The sequence below is a fragment of the Proteiniborus sp. MB09-C3 genome, assembly GCF_030263895.1.
In the GTDB taxonomy this organism is placed as follows: domain Bacteria; phylum Bacillota; class Clostridia; order Tissierellales; family Proteiniboraceae; genus Proteiniborus.
The window spans coordinates 2,926,607-2,942,959 of record NZ_CP127161.1 but is presented as its reverse complement, the minus strand read 5'-3'; the positions used below and the strand labels follow the sequence as shown (position 1 = coordinate 2,942,959).

Here is a 16,353-nt window from a genome sequence, read left to right as displayed (position 1 = left end):
TCTAAAATGGATTATACGCCTGTTGGGGATTTGAAAGATATAATAATTCAGTATATTGATTACAAGCGTTCATTAGGTTTTAAATATGGAATTGAAGAAGGAGTTCTGTTTAGATTCTCATTACTATCTAAAAACTATGATTTATCAGGAAAGAAAATTCCTTTAGAATTACTTGAATCATGGTGTATGAGAAGAATTAATGAAAAATCAAGTACCCATAATTCTAGGGTAAACACTATACTACAATTTTGTAGATATGCTGAATGTTATAGCTTTCAGGTCAATTATCCTGAAATTCCAAAGATAAAGATAAAAAAATATCAGCCATATATATTTACTAAAGAAGAAATATCTCGAATTTTTGAGGCTACGGATTCAATTAAGCCCTACTCTGGAAGTTTGCGACATATACAGGTGCCCATTCTTTATCGCCTGATATACAGTTGTGGTCTAAGGGCAACAGAAACTGCTAATATTAAATATGAAGATGTAGATTTAGAAAATAATCTAATATCTATCCACGAAGCTAAATTAAACAAAGATAGGTTGGTTCCTTTATCTGATCCTATGGCAGAAATATTGAAAGATTATATTTGTAGATTTAGAAAGAATACTAACTTAAATAATTACCTATTTCCAGCTAAATATACTGAACATATTACCAGGGCAACCATATATAAATGGTTTAGAATAATACTAAAATTAGCAGGAATAAGTCATTTAGGGGTAGGCCTTGGACCAAGGGAACATGACTTAAGGCACACTTTTTGTGTTCATACATTACAATCCATGCAAAGATCGGGAGTAGATATTTATGCGGGACTACCACTCTTATCTGTTTATATTGGGCATACATCAATTAAAGAAACCCAGCATTACCTAAGGTTAACATCAGAATTTTATCCGGAAATTCTTGAGTTATTGATAAATTCTGGTTGTGATGTTCTTCCACAATTGAAGGAGGAAAATAATGAAACCTACTAATCTATCAATTTATATTTCAAATTATTTATCTAAGTATCTCCCTGGTATAGCAGGTCTTAGCACAAATACAATTCTTTCATATAGGGATATGTTTAGGCTTTTATTGAACTTTTACGAATCAGAATTATCTATTTCTCCTGAAAAAATTCAAATAAGTAGTTTGAACCAAGACAATATATTAAATTTTCTTAAATGGCTAGAGAACAAACGTAATAACAGCATTTCTACCCGTAATATCAGACTAGCTTCAATACATTCATTTTGTCGCTATTTAATGAAAAAAGAGCCTTCTATTATGGTGCAAATGAAACAAATACTAGATATTCCCTACAAGAAAACAAAAAATGGAACTATAGAGTATATAGATCAGGATACCATGGGGTTTTTACTAAATCTTCCTGATACAAGGTCAAAAGCAGGTCTACGTGATGCTACATTACTCAGTCTTTTGTATGATACTGGTTGCAGAGTACAAGAACTGTGTGATTTAAGGCCAATTGATATTAGATTAAACATCCCTGGTACAGTAAAAATAACTGGTAAGGGGGATAAAATACGTATTATTCCAATATTGCCATCAATGTCAAAACTTCTTAAGGATTATATGGAAAGTTATAGTCTCAATAAGGATAATTTAAATTTTGAACCATTATTTCAAAATAGGATGGGTGGAAAATTAACTAGAAAAGGTGTTTCTTATATTATTGATAAATATGTAAAAATAGCAAAAGAAACTTATAAGGATTATTTTCCAGATAAATTTACCCCTCATTGTTTCCGCCATAGTAAAAGTATGCATCTTCTGCAGGCAGGTGTTAATTTAATATATATAAGAGATCTTTTAGGCCATGTGGATATTAAAACGACAGAAATTTACGCTAGAATTGATGGAGAAATGAAAAGAAAAGCCTTAGAAAAAGGTATGAATCTGGTTCCAAGTGATGATTTGCCCATTTGGCAGGAAAATAAGTCTCTATTAGAATGGTTAAATAGTCTAGGATAATCAATAATAAAATGGGAAGTAATATAAAGTCAAATTTGATAAATTAAGGCTTGGTACTAATTACATCCCATTAAAATCAACTTCTCATTACTCCTGACATGAGCCCAGCACAGGCAGTGGCGGATATCTTTTACTTTTCCGTAACCTGAAAAAGCATCCGTATGTAAGAATCCACTAAACCCTTGGAGAAACTTGCTTGCGTTTTCTCCAGCTCTGCCCATAGAATATTTAAATATTCTAATGCCATGATCTGCATGAGTGGATGTAGAGTAAACCCACATATATGACTTAGTAGTATTTTTCTTTCCTGGCTCGTTTAATACTTGAACTGGAGTCTCATCACAATGTAGATATTTCTCTTTTAAGAGTTCTTCCTCAAGTTTTTCCACTACAGGCATTAACCACTCTTCGGATGTCTTTAGTATCCAATTGGATAGTGTTGCACGGCTTACCCAAAAACCCATCTGCTTCCAATCTTTTTCTTGGCGATATAGGGGAACTGCTTGTACGAACTTTTGATACATAGTCCAAGCTACACTTGATGCAGTGGCATAGGAATGTTGTAATACTGGTTCTGGAGTATAGGAATTAAAAATAGAAGGTAGACCTTCTTTTTTACATTTTCTGCACTCATAGGTCTCCTGATATATATTTACAATGCTGATTTCGGCTGGAATATATTTAATTTCTGAACGTAAAAATTTCTTACCTACGACTGATAGATTATCTCCACATTTAGGACAATTCCTTTGAGTTTCTTCTAATTTGTATACTTGGTCTTGCTGAGGGATATTTTTAAATGCTGCCTTCCTTTTGTAACCTGAACGTGTTCTTTTTACAGGTTCTTCGAATGGAACTGGTTCTAGCTCTGTAAAATCTGCAGTTACTTCTGCTTCATTAAAAAGACCAAGAGCCACTTCCTCAATTACAAGTTGTCCATCAATTGCAGATGTTTTTTCAGTCTTTCTGCCATATAGTTTCTTTAATAAAAATTCTACATTTTCATTAGCACGTTGAAGCTCTTTTCTTAGAGATTCTATTATTTCATTTTGTGATTCAATTGTCTTTTGAAGTGTTTGTATTATCAAGCTTTCAGTCATTGGAATTTAGCCTTCTCCCTAAGTTTTTATCTATCTTAATTATACCATTTTTTGTTTGAAAAAGCTACTAAAAAAAGGCTTAAAATACGCATTTTTTAGCGTTTTTAAGCCTTTAAATTACTCTTTTTTTCTCTAATTTAGGTATGGTATTTTTCTGGTGAATAGATAGACCTTCCATTAACCAACGATACTGCTGAGGGGTTATCTCTAAGACGTATTGAGGATCTTTGGGCCAGCTAAAAGAACCTCCTTCAAGTCTTTTGTAAAGTAGTAAAAAACCATCTCCCTCCCATAATAATCCTTTTATTCTGTCACGTCTTCTTCCACAGAACAAAAACAGACTTTTTTCAAAGGGATCAAGATGAAAATTCTGAGATACAATGGCTGCAAGACCATCGATTGATTTTCTCATATCCGTATGCCCACATGCAACGTAAATATGGACAAAGTCATTAAATTCTGCTAACATAAGCTATCTAATATCTGGAGAACCTGCTCCAGTGTTTTAGGATTAGCAGCATTCTTAATTTCGATGGAAAATGAACTAGTTTTTACTACTGCACAGGTACCAGCCTCATCAGTGTCTGTATTGTTCATTTCAGAAACTTTAACAGCTGCAAAAGAAGGTTGAACTACCTGCAGTTCTCTTGGTATCAATGCCAGAGACTCATTGCGAATTACCCTTAGCCAGTAATAGAATTGACTTGGCTTAATTCCATTTTTGCTACACCATTCTCGTACTGGCATACCACTATTTCTACATCTAGAGATAATTTCACGCCATTCCTGAACCTTAACCTGATGACTTACAGTTCTCATGTCCATACAGATATCCCTCCTGAGACTTTTAAAGTGTTTGTAACACTTGTAAACACTTTAAGAGTGTTCACAAGTCTACTTCATTATCTCATTTGGGGATCAGTTATAAAATCCATCAATTATTATACGCTTACAAAAGATATCTTAAAAATGCACGAATGGAGCAGATATTCTGTTCCACAGTTGTATAGGTATATCTAGCTAGTGTATTGATATAGCTGTTGACAATAGGAAGAGTGATATTTTGGTAGTCGTAAATCTCCTGAGAAACCAGATAATCTATAAATCGTTTTGATTGTTTCACATAATGATCTACAGCTACCTTGGAATAATCTTTAGATTCACAGTATTTACTGAAGTCATTGCTGATGATAATATAATATTGATCTTTAAGAAATTCTTGATGTTTGTAACATCGCATTAAAGCTTTATGATGGAGCTGAAAATCTCCAATCATTTGGATGATACAAAGTTCCTGTGTATCTTTCTGTGATAGGGTTTGGTCAAAGTTCTTTTTATAAATCTGAAAATGGTTTTCAACATAATTAATCCCTAATTGTTCAGAATAATGGGTTTCGTTATTCTCCTCTGCAAACTGTAGGATTTTTTGCCACCTGTTACGATAAAACTTCATAGAGCATTCCGTGTATCCTAAACGCAATAGTTCCTTAATTGTTTTTTTCATTAAAATACCTCATTCAATGATTTTTGGGTCTACTTTATAATCATTACCGAAGATTATGCAAAGTAAATCAAAGGGAAACCCAGTAATTATGTGATATACAGCAGTTTACCTTCATAAATAAAACCTGATTTTAGGAATTGTTTCATGATTCTCTTGTCCACTGGAGTATTGGATTGTAACCAGTCATGGTTGATGTTATCAAAACAGCCTTTGATATCTCCCTCAAGTATCCATGTTGGAGAACATTTTCTAGTAAGCATACAAAAGATTTGTTTTTTGCACTTCCCACTCTGCGAAAATCAAAAAATGCTATCAACCTATGTTTCAGCAATAGGCTCAAGTGCTAGAGCATAAAGGGCCTGCATGGATATATCATACATGCCGGGGTTCCTAATGGACACTTTTTGTTTTTGCCTTTCTTAGCGATTCGGATTTGTAGCCTATTAACATTGTATTTAACTTGCCCAATCAATGGATTCTTATTGGTTGGAAAGTGATTTTATGTCTTTTGGACTCTCCGTTTTATCCGTCGTTGAGTTATTAAAATTCATAGGTTTACAATCCCCTCCTGCCAGGAAATACCACATGGTAAGTCTACACCCTTTCAGGTTAAGGCAAATTTTGAACCTCTATCAGATTACATTAAATATTTGACTTCCGCTTTTTATCTTTTTCTTCTGTCCTCTATGTCTTTTCATCCCCTTGCAGTAGGAATAGATCAAACTAATCAAATAAATTATCTTCTCCTATAGGTTATAAAAACAAGACATTTAGCCCATACTATACTAGTGAGATTGGAGGGATTTAATGTCTTTCAAGGTTGGTATTCCACAAAGCCTATTTTTTTATGATTATTTTCCTTTATGGAAGGAATTTTTTAATGAGCTTGGAGCAGAAGTAGTTGTTTCTCCTAAAACAAATAAATTTATATTAAATGATGGAGTTTCAAATTGTGTAGATGAAGCCTGTCTCCCAGTAAAAGTATATCATGGGCATGTAATGAGTCTAAGGGATAAGGTAGATTATCTGTTTATTCCTAAAATGATTAGCATTCAAAAAAGAGAGTATGGTTGCCCAAAATATTTAGGATTACCTGAAATGGTGCAAAATTCAGTAGATAACCTTCCCAATTGTATTGACTTAAAAGTAAATTTAATAAAATCTAATTCTGGATTAATCGATGCAGTTGAAGAAGCCGGGAAACATATTACTCCAAATATTTCTAAGATAAAGAAAGCCTATAAAGTTGCATCTAAACATTATGAGAACTATAGAGGACTCATCAATAAAGGTGTGATACCTATTGAGGCCATACAGATTTATAATAGTGCTACTAAAGCAATAAGGCCAATTAATAATAATGGGCCTATATTTATGCTAGTAGGTCATCCGTATAATCTATATGATGAATATATAAATATGAACTTAATAAAAAAACTATGGAGCAATGGCATTAGGGTTGTGACCCCGGAGATGATAGATACTGTCAAGGCAGATTATTATTCCTCAATGTTGCCTAAAAGAATGTTTTGGAGTTTTGGAAAAAGAATTATTGGTTCATCATTTTATATGATTAATGAGAAAAAAATAGATGGGATAATATATGTCTCTTCTTTTGGATGTGGGGTTGATTCAGTACTGATAGATTTTGTACAGCGAGAAGCTAGGAAGGAATGTATTCCTTTTACCCTATTGACAATAGACGAACATACAGGAGAAGCTGGCATAAATACTAGAATTGAAGCATTTATAGACATGATTAAACGGAGGAGTAAAAATGAAAATAACATTTCCACACATGGGTAATACATATATTGCTGTTAAAGGACTACTGGAGGATTTAGGTAATGAAGTGGTTTTAGCGCCTAGATGCAGTAAAAGAACCCTTGAGCTGGGAACTAAATACTCACCTGAGTCAATTTGCCTGCCTTTGAAAATAAACATTGGTAATTATATTGAGGCCATTGAAAAAGGTGCAGATACTGTAATAATAACTGGTAGCTGTGGTCCCTGTAGATTTGGCTTTTATCCTGTTATGGAACAGGCCCTATTAAAAGATTTAGGATATGATGCTAGAATCATAGCTTTTGATCCTCCTGACGGCAAGCCAATGGTATTGATAAATCGAGTAGCTGAGGCAATGAATACGTCAAATCCTTATAAAATTATAAGAAGCGGTAAAAGGGCATATAAAATACTATGCGATGCAGATGCCCTAACCGATCTTGCAAATAAAAAGCGTCCAATAGCTTTAAATGGATATGAGGTAGATATGATAATGGAAGAATTTTATAGGGATATAGAATATACACACGGAGTACAGGAAATTTTGCAGCTTATTAAAAAATCTAGAGAAAGACTAGATGAAATAGAAATAGACGCTGAAAAAAGACCAATTAAAATTGGTATAATTGGAGAGATATATACTATTATTGAACCTTTCGTAAATTTAGATGTAGAAAAAAAGCTTGGGCATCTTGGTGCAGAAGTAGAAAAAGCTTTAACACCAAGCAACTGGGCAAGACATCATATATTTTCATTTCCATTTGGCTCAAAGGAGGAAAAAGGTAAATGGGAGGCAGCAAGACCATACTTAAGTACCTTAGTAGGAGGGCATGGAAGAGAAACCATAGGTAGCGCAGTGCAGTATGCTCAATCTGGATTTGATGGGCTAGTGCAGATATTTCCGTTAACTTGTATGCCAGAGATAGTGGCTGAAAGTATTCTTCCTGCTATTCAGAGAGATTATAATATACCTATACTTACTTTAGTAGTTGATGAGATGACAGGTGAGGCTGGATACCTAACTAGACTAGAGGCATTTGTAGACCTTTTGAAAAAAAGAAGGGAGGAAAAAGATATTGAAAGAATGTTACTTAGGGGTTGATGTTGGTTCTGTAAGCACAAATATTATCTTAATAGATGAAGAGGATAATATTTTACTAAAGAAATACATACGAACTCAAGGTAAGCCTATAGAAATTTTACAGAATGGACTTGGAGAAATTAAAAAGGAATTAGGAGATTTATCAATAAAGGGAGTAGGAGCTACTGGCAGTGGGAGATATCTAGCTAGTATGATATTAGGTGCAGATGTAGTGAAAAATGAAATAACCTCACATGCTGTAGCATCAATAAAATATGTTCCGGATGTCAGGACTATTTTAGAAATAGGAGGACAGGATTCAAAGATAATATTACTTAGAGATGGGGTAGTTACTGATTTTGCAATGAATACTGTTTGTGCTGCAGGAACAGGATCCTTCCTAGATAGGCAAGCTTCAAGACTTGATATTCAAATTCAAGAATTTGGGATGCTAGCTTTAAAATCTAAAAATCCGGTCAGAATAGCTGGCAGATGTGCAGTTTTTGCAGAATCAGATATGATACATAAGCAGCAGCTAGGTCATAATCAGGAGGATATAGTAAGAGGTCTTTGTGAAGCATTAGTCAGAAACTATTTGAATAATGTGGGAAAGGGAAAAGAGATTCTAGATTCAGTAGTCTTTCAAGGGGGAGTAGCTGCCAATGCAGGAATCAAGAAAGCCTTTGAAGATGTTCTCAATACGAGTGTTCTAATACCAGAACATTTTGATGTTATGGGAGCTATTGGAGTAGCATTACTAGCTAAGGAGGAAATAAAGGTTAAAGGAAAAACAAGCTTCAGAGGATTGGGCATTTCAGATGTACCATATAAGGTTAAAGGCTCCGAATGTGGAGATTGTTCTAATATGTGTGAAGTAATTGAGATAGTTGCAAATAATTCTATTATAGCTAGATATGGAGATAAATGTGGAAAATGGACTGGGCAATTAACAGCTTCGAATAAAAACTTAGCATAAAAGCAGGTACTATATGTATCTGCTTTTTAGTTGTGACGAAGCAAGGCTCTCTATGCTATAATAATATCGTTATTATTATTATAGAAGAGGGGATGACATTGTGGGAGAAAATTGCTTGAAAGATAGCTCCTTAAAGCCTGAAAACAATAAGAACAGCTGGGATTATAAGCAAACGATTATAAAAGGTCTAAAAAGTGGATTGAATACCACTTGGACATTGGCTAAAATTATAATACCTGTTTACTTTGCAGTAACGATTCTAAAGCATACTTTTCTATTAGAAGCTATATCTAATATTTTTAAGCCTTTCATGAATATTGTAGGGCTGCCAGGTGAGGCTGCAATCGTACTAGTATTAGGGAACATGGTCAATCTATATGCTGCATTAGGCTCCATAGCAACTCTTACCTTAACCTCAAAAGAGATTACAATTATAGCAGTAATGCTTTCATTTTCCCATAGCTTATTTATGGAAACAGCAGTTGCAAAAAAGACGGGAATAAATGTTGTAGTTATCCTGTTTATTAGATTATCACTTGCAATTCTATCAGGACTTATATTAAACATACTTTTATAATTTTGGAGGAAGAAGGTTGAAAAAGAAAACTAGGGATTGGCACTTCACTTAAGGGCATAGCAAACAAGCCATCTTGCGGTGGCTTCAAAAAATTGAATATATAGACAAAATTAAGGTTATTCAGTAGCTGACTTAATTCTGTAACCTTGGAATTTTGCTAATTGTATAGCCTGCTCTACAGTAATCTCGCGATTGACAGGAATAACGTCAGAGTTTCTGTAAAGTTCAGCATTGTATGGTTCATTTTTCTTCAACATGTTGTATAATGCTGTTAGAAGCATTCTTGCTATTGCAATGATTGCCTTCTTGTGACCACGACGCTTTCTTAAACGAAGGTAGCGGTTACGGATTTCTGGATGCTTTTCACTTTTAACCACAGAGTTGGCACATTGAACAAGAAGTGGTTTAATATAGCATCCAGCTTTGGAAACCCGGACAGATTTTTTCTTCCCTGCACTTTCATTGTTGGTAGGTGTAAGCCCTGCCCATGAACACAAGTGTTTCGCCAGAAGGAAAAGCCTCCATATTAACACCAATCTCTGAAATGATTGTGATTGCAGAGAAGATGTTTTTAAAAGATGGAGCGGTTAGGATTAGGTCGAGTTCTTGTTGATAGGGGCTGGCGAGCACAAGAATCAGTTCTTCTAACTCTGATTTCCGGGATTCCAAATCTTCAAAGTGCTTCTTGATAATCTTTAATTTACCAGCCTGTTGCGGGGAGATATGCCCATCAACGGCGAGCTGTAATTCAGGAATTTTACCCTTCATAGAGCCGTGAATTAAAGGTTCAATATCGAATGAAGTATCTAGAGGATTTTCAAGAATCTTATTCAGAATCTTTTGAGCACTTTTACCAAAAGTGTCGGAGACAACGGAAGACAATTGAATGTTGGAAACCGTGAGACAGTTTTGAAGACGGTTCTTTTCACTGGACATAAAGCAGGTTAGTTTGTAACGATAGCGCATAAGGTCGCGTAGCTGGCGAATATCAGCAGGGGGCATAAAGCTACCGGCAACAAGATCATGCTTAAACAGGTCAGCAATCCATTTAGCATCTTTCTTGTCAGTTTTTTACCACGAATAGCCTTAACGTATTTAGGATGTGCAAGCACAATAGAACAGTCTTTTTCCAAGACGTTGTACACGGGAATCCAGTATTTACCTGTAGATTCCATGCAGACATCCTTACAATTAGATTCAAGCAGCCATTGTAACAGCTCTTTCAGACCTTTGGTGTAGGTGGAAAAGCGATGGCTCTTGTAGGTGGTAACACCTTGTTTATCGGTGGAAGCGATGCAGGCTACAACAAAAGTTTTGTGAACATCAATTCCGCAGCAGATTTTGTACACGATTTTTAAAGCCATAGGGACTCCTTTCTGAACTAGAAAGTTCATAAGAATTATAGGGAGATACGGCATTGACTGAACGCCTGGCATTTAAACGAGATTGTTTAAACAAAGATAAGGTTACGTACTCTAAGGTACACTTATTTGTGCTTGAAAAGGCGTTCTACACATATAAAAATACGGTCATCTGACAAGTCAGACAGCCCACTCACCTCCCCGTGATTTGTAGTTTACCGAAATCCCTATGGGGTTAATTATAAAACAAATAACGCTCAAAAGCACTTTTTCATTACGTTTTGTGCCTTGAGCGAAGCGAAAGGAATGGCTATAAAGATGAGCATTATGGAGATTTTAAAGGAAGGAACAATAGGAAGCATTAGTTCAGTTTTAAATATAGCAAAGATAGTCATTCCACTTATGGTGGTAATGCAAATATTAAAGGACTTGGATGTTTTGGGGAAATTATCTAGTAAAATGAAGCCATTGGCAAGATTTTTAGGTATTTCTGAGGATTCTACTTTTCCTCTAATTATAGGACTAATACTAGGACTTGCGTATGGGGCAGGGGTCATAATAAGTAGTGCTAAAGAAGGAAATTTAAGCAAAAAAGATCTCTATCTTGTAGTAATTTTTTTAGTAGCTTGTCATTCTGTGTTCGAAGATACATTATTATTCGCTGCAATTGGCGCAAATGGCTGGTTATTGCTAGGTGTTAGAATTATAGTAGCATTAGTTTTAAATTCATTAACAGCAAGATATATTGACAGAATATTATCTAAAGATAGAATTAGGATGTAGAAGAAAAGAGGATTTTGCTGGTAAATATAGAATATAGAAGTATAACTTTGCTGGCAGGGGGAGAGCTATATGGCACTTTTAAATATTGATGAAGTAAAAGTAGGAATGGTAATCAATAAAAATATAGACAATGAGAAGACAGGTGCAATATTGCTAACAAGTGGTACAGTATTAAATAGAAATAATATTCTAACTTTAAAAAGCTTAGGGGTAAAAAATATAGATGTATACCTAAACAAGAATAATGAAAACGACTTTTTGATTATTGACAATGATGGATTCACAGAAAAATACAATAGATTTGCCAATAAAACAAGAACAATTCTATTTAACGCAAGATTTGGGAAAAAGCTAGCCGTAAACGAAATAGGCGAGATCATCAATGAAATGATAGAGGAAGTTATTAAGAGCAATAATATTTTAGGTACGTTGAGACAAATAGAAGAGGATGATGATTATACTTTTCAGCATTCTATTGATGTTTGCTTGTTAGCAATAATAATCGGGAAATGGTTAGGATATTCAAAAGTTGAGCTTAAGCAGCTTTCTTTAGCAGGACTATTTCATGATATTGGAAAGGTTAAGATTTCAGATAATATTATCTATAAGCCGGGTAAACTGACTGAAAGTGAATTTGAGTTAGTAAAAAAACATACTATTTTAGGATATAATTTACTGGATGAAACTGTTGGTATAAGCAAGAATGTAGCCCTTGGTGCGCTACAGCACCATGAAAGAGAAGATGGAAGCGGATATCCAATGGGAGTTAAATCTAAGAAAATACATGAATATGCAAAAATAATAGCTATATGCGATATATTTGATGCAATGACAACAGAAAGAGTATATAAGGAAAAACAATCACCTTTTTTAGTAGCAGAGCAAATTTTTAACGACAGCTTTGTAACTTTGGATCCTAGAATAGCAACTACATTCATTAATAATATATCAAAATTTTATGTAGGTAATGTAGTTAAGCTTAACAGCGGAGACATAGGCGAGGTAATATATATTCATAAGCAAATGCCTACAAGACCAATAGTAAAAGTAGAAGATAAATTTATTGACTTGTTAACAGATAGAAGCTATTATATAGAAGATGTAATTATCTAATACAAAAAGCTCAAATCCTTTGGATTTGAGCTTTTATATACGTTGCACTACTCCTCAATATTTTCTGCTTCAGTGGATTCAGATACACAACGATGTGGCTTATTACTATCTATTTGCCTAGGGAATAGACTTGGGAAAGTACTGCAAATAGGAGATTCTTCAGCAGATAATACAGGGAATCCTGTTGATAGTACGCAAAGCTGAACAGGAACTATAATTTTCTTTTCACAAGTTACACATAGAGCTATTAATAGGTTAGCTCTGACAACTCCAGTAGTAGGATTTATCATTATATCTCTCATAATACTGTTAGTTGCAAGTCTTGATTCGCAAGAAATATTACAGAATTCTGTGAATCTTGGAAGGAAAGCACCTTCAAATACTGATGGTAAGCATAGTTCAAAGAAGTTTGTTATTAGCAGTGGGTTATCTGCTGTACCAACTGGCACATTAGCAGTTAACGTAGTCACACATTCTTTATCACAATCATCAGTAAATAGAACATCAATTTCTATAACTACATTTCCTGTGATTCTTATATTCTGTGTACCGAAAATAGGTGTTCCTCTACCAAGCTCATCACAATCTTGAGTATCAGTGTAAACTAATCTTTCACTAGCAAATCCATCAGGTCCTATTGCTGTTACAGGGATCCCATGTGAAGTTTCAACAAACTCTGCACCTGAAAGAGTGGTATCAGGAGATGCTGCAAGATTTTCTGGATCGTTAATATTCCTAGGATTAAAGAACTTCCTACATCTAATATCAAGTATTCTAATTATTCTTGCACCTCTGCCTAATGCTGGAGAGAATGTTTGATTAGCTACAGTTCTAATTGCTTGAAGATTAAACAATTTTGCGTCATAAACTTTCTGTACATATATTGGTTCAGTTACAACCCTTCTTAAATTGCCATCGAATGGAGAACAACCAGTTGTAGCTGTACAACATTTATCTGGTAAAGCAAGGTTTATTGGCCCAGATTTATTACCACAAGACATAACTAATCCTCCTTTTCTAAAATATGAAATACTTCTCACTTTCAATATATTCTTGCGTAAAAATTATGTTACATTCATGTACTATTCTGTCATATTTTTTATAGTAGAAAATATTATTATATAAGGAGCAAAACTATGGTTATACAATATATTATGAATATGATCTTCAGTAGGTTACAGAATAATAATTATGTAAGGAGGTGTTTCAATGGGTTTTATGAATATTCATGATGTGCTCATAATGGACAATAAAGAAAATATATACAGCTTTTATATGTATGAAAAGAAAATTAAGATGGTACTATATGATAAAAATAGCGAAAAGGCTGAAAAAAGAATCCTTATTAGTGATTGCCTAGATGAATACGACTCTACCATATCTGAGGATGGGACAGTGTATCTTGTATGCCAGAAAATAGATGGAAGCATTGTATTGGTGTCAATAGATGGTTATAAGCAAGAAGAACATCTGCTTGCAGAAAAATTTGATGCTAAGCTTAGGAATATAAATATTAAAGTAATAAATGACCAAATACATATTATATATTGTGTAGAAGCTAATGAAGGCAATAATAAGTTCAGAATATACCATCACAGTCTATTAAAGGATGAATGGGATACGCATATAGTTACAGACATAACTAAAAGGGAGATTTTGAATCCAATTTCCATTATACAACTAGAGGATATGGTAGTGATGGGTTATTATGACATAGTAGACAACATAGAACAGGTTTTTGTAAATACATTTAGCTTAGCTGATTCTCAATGGTCGGATAAAATTCAGCTTACTACAGATAGTTCTGCGAAGATGTATTTAGATATGCTAAGCCAAGGGAATAATGAAATTGATTTATGCTATAGCAAGCTCATAGATGGTAATTTCGTAATAACATATGAAAAATACAATATACTAAATGGAGAAATTACTAGGGTTACGGAACATGTATTGTCAAATCCAGCAAACTGCATGTATCCTACTTTCATAAATAGTGGTGGAACTTTATGGACTATATGGATAGAGTATGATGGTTTATTGAGCTGTTTTTCTGAGGACAGGGGTCTAAGTTGGAGTTCGCCTTATTCATGGGAAAATTCAAAGAAGGATGATTTTGCAAGATATAAATTTTCTACCAATAATAGCTCCATAATAGATGGATATAATTTTAATTATGGGTTTGGAACATATGGAAAAAGTACTTCTTTTATTGGATTTGGTGATATCCAAAATGCAGTAGAAGTTCCACTAAAATCACAAATTAAAAAAAAAGTCGATGAGGAAAAAATAGACGAATTAGATATCTTATCAGAAAGGGATGTGAGTAGAATCGAGGATAATTTAATAGACATAAAAGAAAACAAAGAAATGAAAGAAATTGAAGAATTGAAAGTAAAATTAGAAGGAATAGAGGAGTTAAAAGAAAGAGTTACTATAATAGAACAGGCATTAAAAACTATTACTGAAATATTGGAAAATAAGATATCTGAGACCAGCTCCCAAAATCAAAATATAGATACTTGTGAAGAAAAAATTATAGGGATAGAAAAAAGAGTAAATGATATTGAATATTTTTTAAGTAGAAGAAGAAGAGGCTTTTTAATGAGATGATAAAACTGGCCTGAACATCAAGCCAGTTTTTTTTATTCTGTATAAATATCTTTCTCAAATATTTCTCTTATAGTATCGATATCATTGGTAATGCTTAATATAAGCATGAGCTTAATACGCGCCTTTTGACCAGGAAGATTGTCACCAAAAATTGCACCAACATCTCTAAGGTTTTTCCCACCACCGGGATAGCCATATGTGCCTAGTACTCTACCAGTTGGACATCTTGAGACAATAACTACAGGGATGTTTCTATCTAGACTTCTTTTAACTCCTTCGAACATTTCAAGAGGAATATTACCACGTCCCATAGCCTCAACTACAATACCCTTATATCCAGCATCTATACAATAATCAATTAAATCAGAATCCATACCTGCAGCACATTTAATCAATGCAACTTTACATTCGATGTCATTAGTTTCTATATGATGATGATCAAGGATATCTCTATAAAAAATAACCTTATCGTTATCCACTATGCCTAACGCACCAAATTCGGGAGATTTAAAAGTATCAAGTGATAGGGTATTTGTTTTAGTTACATGAGATGCAGCATTTACTTCATTATTCATGACAACTAAGACACCCTTATTTATGGCCTCCTTAGATATGGCAGTGCAAATTGCAGCTGATAGATTACTTGGTCCATCATAACCTAATTCTGAAGAATTTCTCATTGCACCAACAACAACAACAGGTTTTTCAGATTTAATAGTTAAATCTAAAAGATATGCAGTTTCCTCAAGAGTATCTGTACCATGAGTTACAACAACTCCTGTAATATCATCTCTTTCTAAGGTCTTTTTTACAAGCTTAGACAATTCTAGCATCATTTTAGGAGTAATATGAGGACCAGGATACTCTCCAAAATTAATTGTCTCAATTTTTGTGAACCTTTCTATGTTTGTGACCATACCCATTATTTCTTCGCTTGATAAAGCTGGAATAGCCGCATTCAATCTAGGATCAACCTTCATAGATATTGTACCACCAGTGAAAATCACTGCCACTTTATTATTCACAATTAGCCCCCCCATAGAATGGAATTAACTAATATTATTTTAGCATAAAAAAGAAATATTTAAAAAGAAATGTATTTAAATTAATAAATTAAGCAGATTACCGAAATCCTCGATTTCGTGTAAGTAATTTATGTAGTGTCTAAAAACAAAAAGACCCCTCGAGGGGGTCTTTTTGCGCATTCCTATACGTTTAGGAAGCAAAGTAAACCGTTCAAAAGGGGTATTGGGAATAGAGATCTCATTTGAGGTTACCAGGGGGATAACCACAAACAAATTATAACAAATTACGACATGGTTTGCAAGGCTTTTAGAGAAAAAGTTTATAAATATATTGGAAAGATTTTATTTTAGCTAATAACATGACTTTTAACTTTCAACAATTTCTTATATAATAATAAGCATGCAAATCTTTTTTACTATTTAATTTAGAATATATAAATAATAAGGACTT

At 33.8% G+C, this 16,353-nt stretch carries 15 protein-coding genes and 1 pseudogene; 9 read left to right on the top strand and 7 right to left on the bottom strand.

Going from position 1 to position 16,353, the window contains the following annotated elements:
* Positions 1-30 precede the first annotated feature (30 nt).
* Both QO263_RS14415 and QO263_RS14410 read left to right on the top strand, forming a co-directional pair.
* Positions 31-984: a tyrosine-type recombinase/integrase gene (locus QO263_RS14415; protein ID WP_285622912.1), complete on the top strand. Its 954-nt coding sequence runs from the start codon at positions 31-33 to the stop codon at positions 982-984.
* Positions 971-1,987, top strand: coding sequence for a site-specific integrase (locus QO263_RS14410; protein ID WP_285622909.1), 1,017 nt, complete (start codon positions 971-973; stop codon positions 1,985-1,987). Before QO263_RS14415 ends, QO263_RS14410 begins: the two co-directional genes overlap by 14 nt.
* A gap of 56 nt (positions 1,988-2,043) precedes the next feature.
* Here the strand turns inward: QO263_RS14410 and tnpC are convergent, their stop codons facing one another.
* The 4 genes from tnpC to QO263_RS14390 form a co-directional block, all read right to left on the bottom strand.
* Positions 2,044-3,087 carry an IS66 family transposase gene (gene tnpC, locus QO263_RS14405; protein WP_285622905.1) on the bottom strand — a complete coding sequence of 348 codons (1,044 nt, stop codon included), beginning with the start codon at positions 3,085-3,087 and terminating at the stop codon, positions 2,044-2,046.
* A 112-nt stretch (positions 3,088-3,199) separates the two neighbouring features.
* Entirely contained in the window at positions 3,200-3,556 is a 357-nt protein-coding gene (gene tnpB / locus QO263_RS14400) for an IS66 family insertion sequence element accessory protein TnpB (protein ID WP_285622903.1), read from the bottom strand.
* Positions 3,550-3,912: an IS66 family insertion sequence element accessory protein TnpA gene (gene tnpA, locus QO263_RS14395; RefSeq protein WP_285622901.1), complete on the bottom strand. Its 363-nt coding sequence runs from the start codon at positions 3,910-3,912 to the stop codon at positions 3,550-3,552. The genes tnpB and tnpA overlap by 7 nt, the downstream gene beginning before the upstream one ends.
* Positions 3,913-4,036: 124 nt before the next feature.
* Complete coding sequence (locus QO263_RS14390; protein ID WP_285622899.1) at positions 4,037-4,591, bottom strand: site-specific integrase; 555 nt, start codon at positions 4,589-4,591, stop codon at positions 4,037-4,039.
* Positions 4,592-5,398: 807 nt separating this feature from the next.
* Here QO263_RS14390 and QO263_RS14385 point away from each other — a divergent pair.
* The 4 genes from QO263_RS14385 (at position 5,399) to QO263_RS14370 (ending at position 9,010) form a co-directional block, all read left to right on the top strand.
* Positions 5,399-6,397 carry an acyl-CoA dehydratase activase-related protein gene (locus tag QO263_RS14385; protein ID WP_285622896.1) on the top strand — a complete coding sequence of 333 codons (999 nt, stop codon included), beginning with the start codon at positions 5,399-5,401 and terminating at the stop codon, positions 6,395-6,397.
* Positions 6,369-7,478 carry an acyl-CoA dehydratase activase-related protein gene (locus QO263_RS14380; RefSeq protein ID WP_285622893.1) on the top strand — a complete coding sequence of 370 codons (1,110 nt, stop codon included), beginning with the start codon at positions 6,369-6,371 and terminating at the stop codon, positions 7,476-7,478. Before QO263_RS14385 ends, QO263_RS14380 begins: the two co-directional genes overlap by 29 nt.
* On the top strand, positions 7,453-8,433 hold the full coding sequence (locus tag QO263_RS14375) for an acyl-CoA dehydratase activase (RefSeq protein WP_502928671.1): 981 nt from the start codon (positions 7,453-7,455) through the stop codon (positions 8,431-8,433). Before QO263_RS14380 ends, QO263_RS14375 begins: the two co-directional genes overlap by 26 nt.
* A 100-nt stretch (positions 8,434-8,533) precedes the next feature.
* Entirely contained in the window at positions 8,534-9,010 is a 477-nt protein-coding gene (locus QO263_RS14370) for a nucleoside recognition domain-containing protein (RefSeq protein WP_285622890.1), read from the top strand.
* A 116-nt stretch (positions 9,011-9,126) separates the two neighbouring features.
* Here QO263_RS14370 and QO263_RS14365 read toward each other — a convergent pair.
* Positions 9,127-10,374: pseudogene (locus QO263_RS14365) on the bottom strand (IS110 family RNA-guided transposase).
* Positions 10,375-10,677: 303 nt separating this feature from the next.
* Here QO263_RS14365 and QO263_RS14360 point away from each other — a divergent pair.
* On the top strand, positions 10,678-11,154 hold the full coding sequence (locus QO263_RS14360; RefSeq protein WP_285622887.1) for a nucleoside recognition domain-containing protein: 477 nt from the start codon (positions 10,678-10,680) through the stop codon (positions 11,152-11,154).
* A gap of 69 nt (positions 11,155-11,223) precedes the next feature.
* Positions 11,224-12,267, top strand: a complete 1,044-nt coding sequence (locus QO263_RS14355) for an HD-GYP domain-containing protein (RefSeq protein ID WP_285622885.1) — start codon at positions 11,224-11,226, stop codon at positions 12,265-12,267.
* A gap of 47 nt (positions 12,268-12,314) precedes the next feature.
* On the opposite strand, the gene QO263_RS14350 is transcribed toward QO263_RS14355, so the two are convergent.
* Positions 12,315-13,268 carry a hypothetical protein gene (locus tag QO263_RS14350; protein WP_285622883.1) on the bottom strand — a complete coding sequence of 318 codons (954 nt, stop codon included), beginning with the start codon at positions 13,266-13,268 and terminating at the stop codon, positions 12,315-12,317.
* 208 nt (positions 13,269-13,476) lie between these two features.
* Here QO263_RS14350 and QO263_RS14345 point away from each other — a divergent pair, with 208 nt between their 5' ends.
* Complete coding sequence (locus QO263_RS14345) at positions 13,477-14,877, top strand: hypothetical protein (RefSeq protein WP_285622880.1); 1,401 nt, start codon at positions 13,477-13,479, stop codon at positions 14,875-14,877.
* 32 nt (positions 14,878-14,909) lie between these two features.
* On the opposite strand, the gene QO263_RS14340 is transcribed toward QO263_RS14345, so the two are convergent.
* The gene (locus QO263_RS14340) at positions 14,910-15,902 is read right to left on the bottom strand and encodes an asparaginase (protein ID WP_352168866.1); all 993 of its coding nucleotides are present in this window, start codon (positions 15,900-15,902) and stop codon (positions 14,910-14,912) included.
* Positions 15,903-16,353: the final 451 nt, after the last annotated feature.

What these genes read in the sequence shown, in the direction of transcription:
- QO263_RS14410 (WP_285622909.1), top strand. Translation starts at nt 971, where the DNA reads ATGAAACCTACTAATCTATCAATTTATATTTCAAATTATTTATCTAAG.
- tnpC (WP_285622905.1), bottom strand. Translation starts at nt 3,087, where the DNA reads ATGACTGAAAGCTTGATAATACAAACACTTCAAAAGACAATTGAATCA.
- tnpB (WP_285622903.1), bottom strand. Translation starts at nt 3,556, where the DNA reads ATGTTAGCAGAATTTAATGACTTTGTCCATATTTACGTTGCATGTGGG.
- tnpA (WP_285622901.1), bottom strand. Translation starts at nt 3,912, where the DNA reads ATGGACATGAGAACTGTAAGTCATCAGGTTAAGGTTCAGGAATGGCGT.
- QO263_RS14390 (WP_285622899.1), bottom strand. Translation starts at nt 4,591, where the DNA reads ATGAAAAAAACAATTAAGGAACTATTGCGTTTAGGATACACGGAATGC.
- QO263_RS14385 (WP_285622896.1), top strand. Translation starts at nt 5,399, where the DNA reads ATGTCTTTCAAGGTTGGTATTCCACAAAGCCTATTTTTTTATGATTAT.
- QO263_RS14380 (WP_285622893.1), top strand. Translation starts at nt 6,369, where the DNA reads ATGAAAATAACATTTCCACACATGGGTAATACATATATTGCTGTTAAA.
- QO263_RS14360 (WP_285622887.1), top strand. Translation starts at nt 10,678, where the DNA reads ATGGCTATAAAGATGAGCATTATGGAGATTTTAAAGGAAGGAACAATA.
- QO263_RS14355 (WP_285622885.1), top strand. Translation starts at nt 11,224, where the DNA reads ATGGCACTTTTAAATATTGATGAAGTAAAAGTAGGAATGGTAATCAAT.
- QO263_RS14350 (WP_285622883.1), bottom strand. Translation starts at nt 13,268, where the DNA reads ATGTCTTGTGGTAATAAATCTGGGCCAATAAACCTTGCTTTACCAGAT.
- QO263_RS14345 (WP_285622880.1), top strand. Translation starts at nt 13,477, where the DNA reads ATGGGTTTTATGAATATTCATGATGTGCTCATAATGGACAATAAAGAA.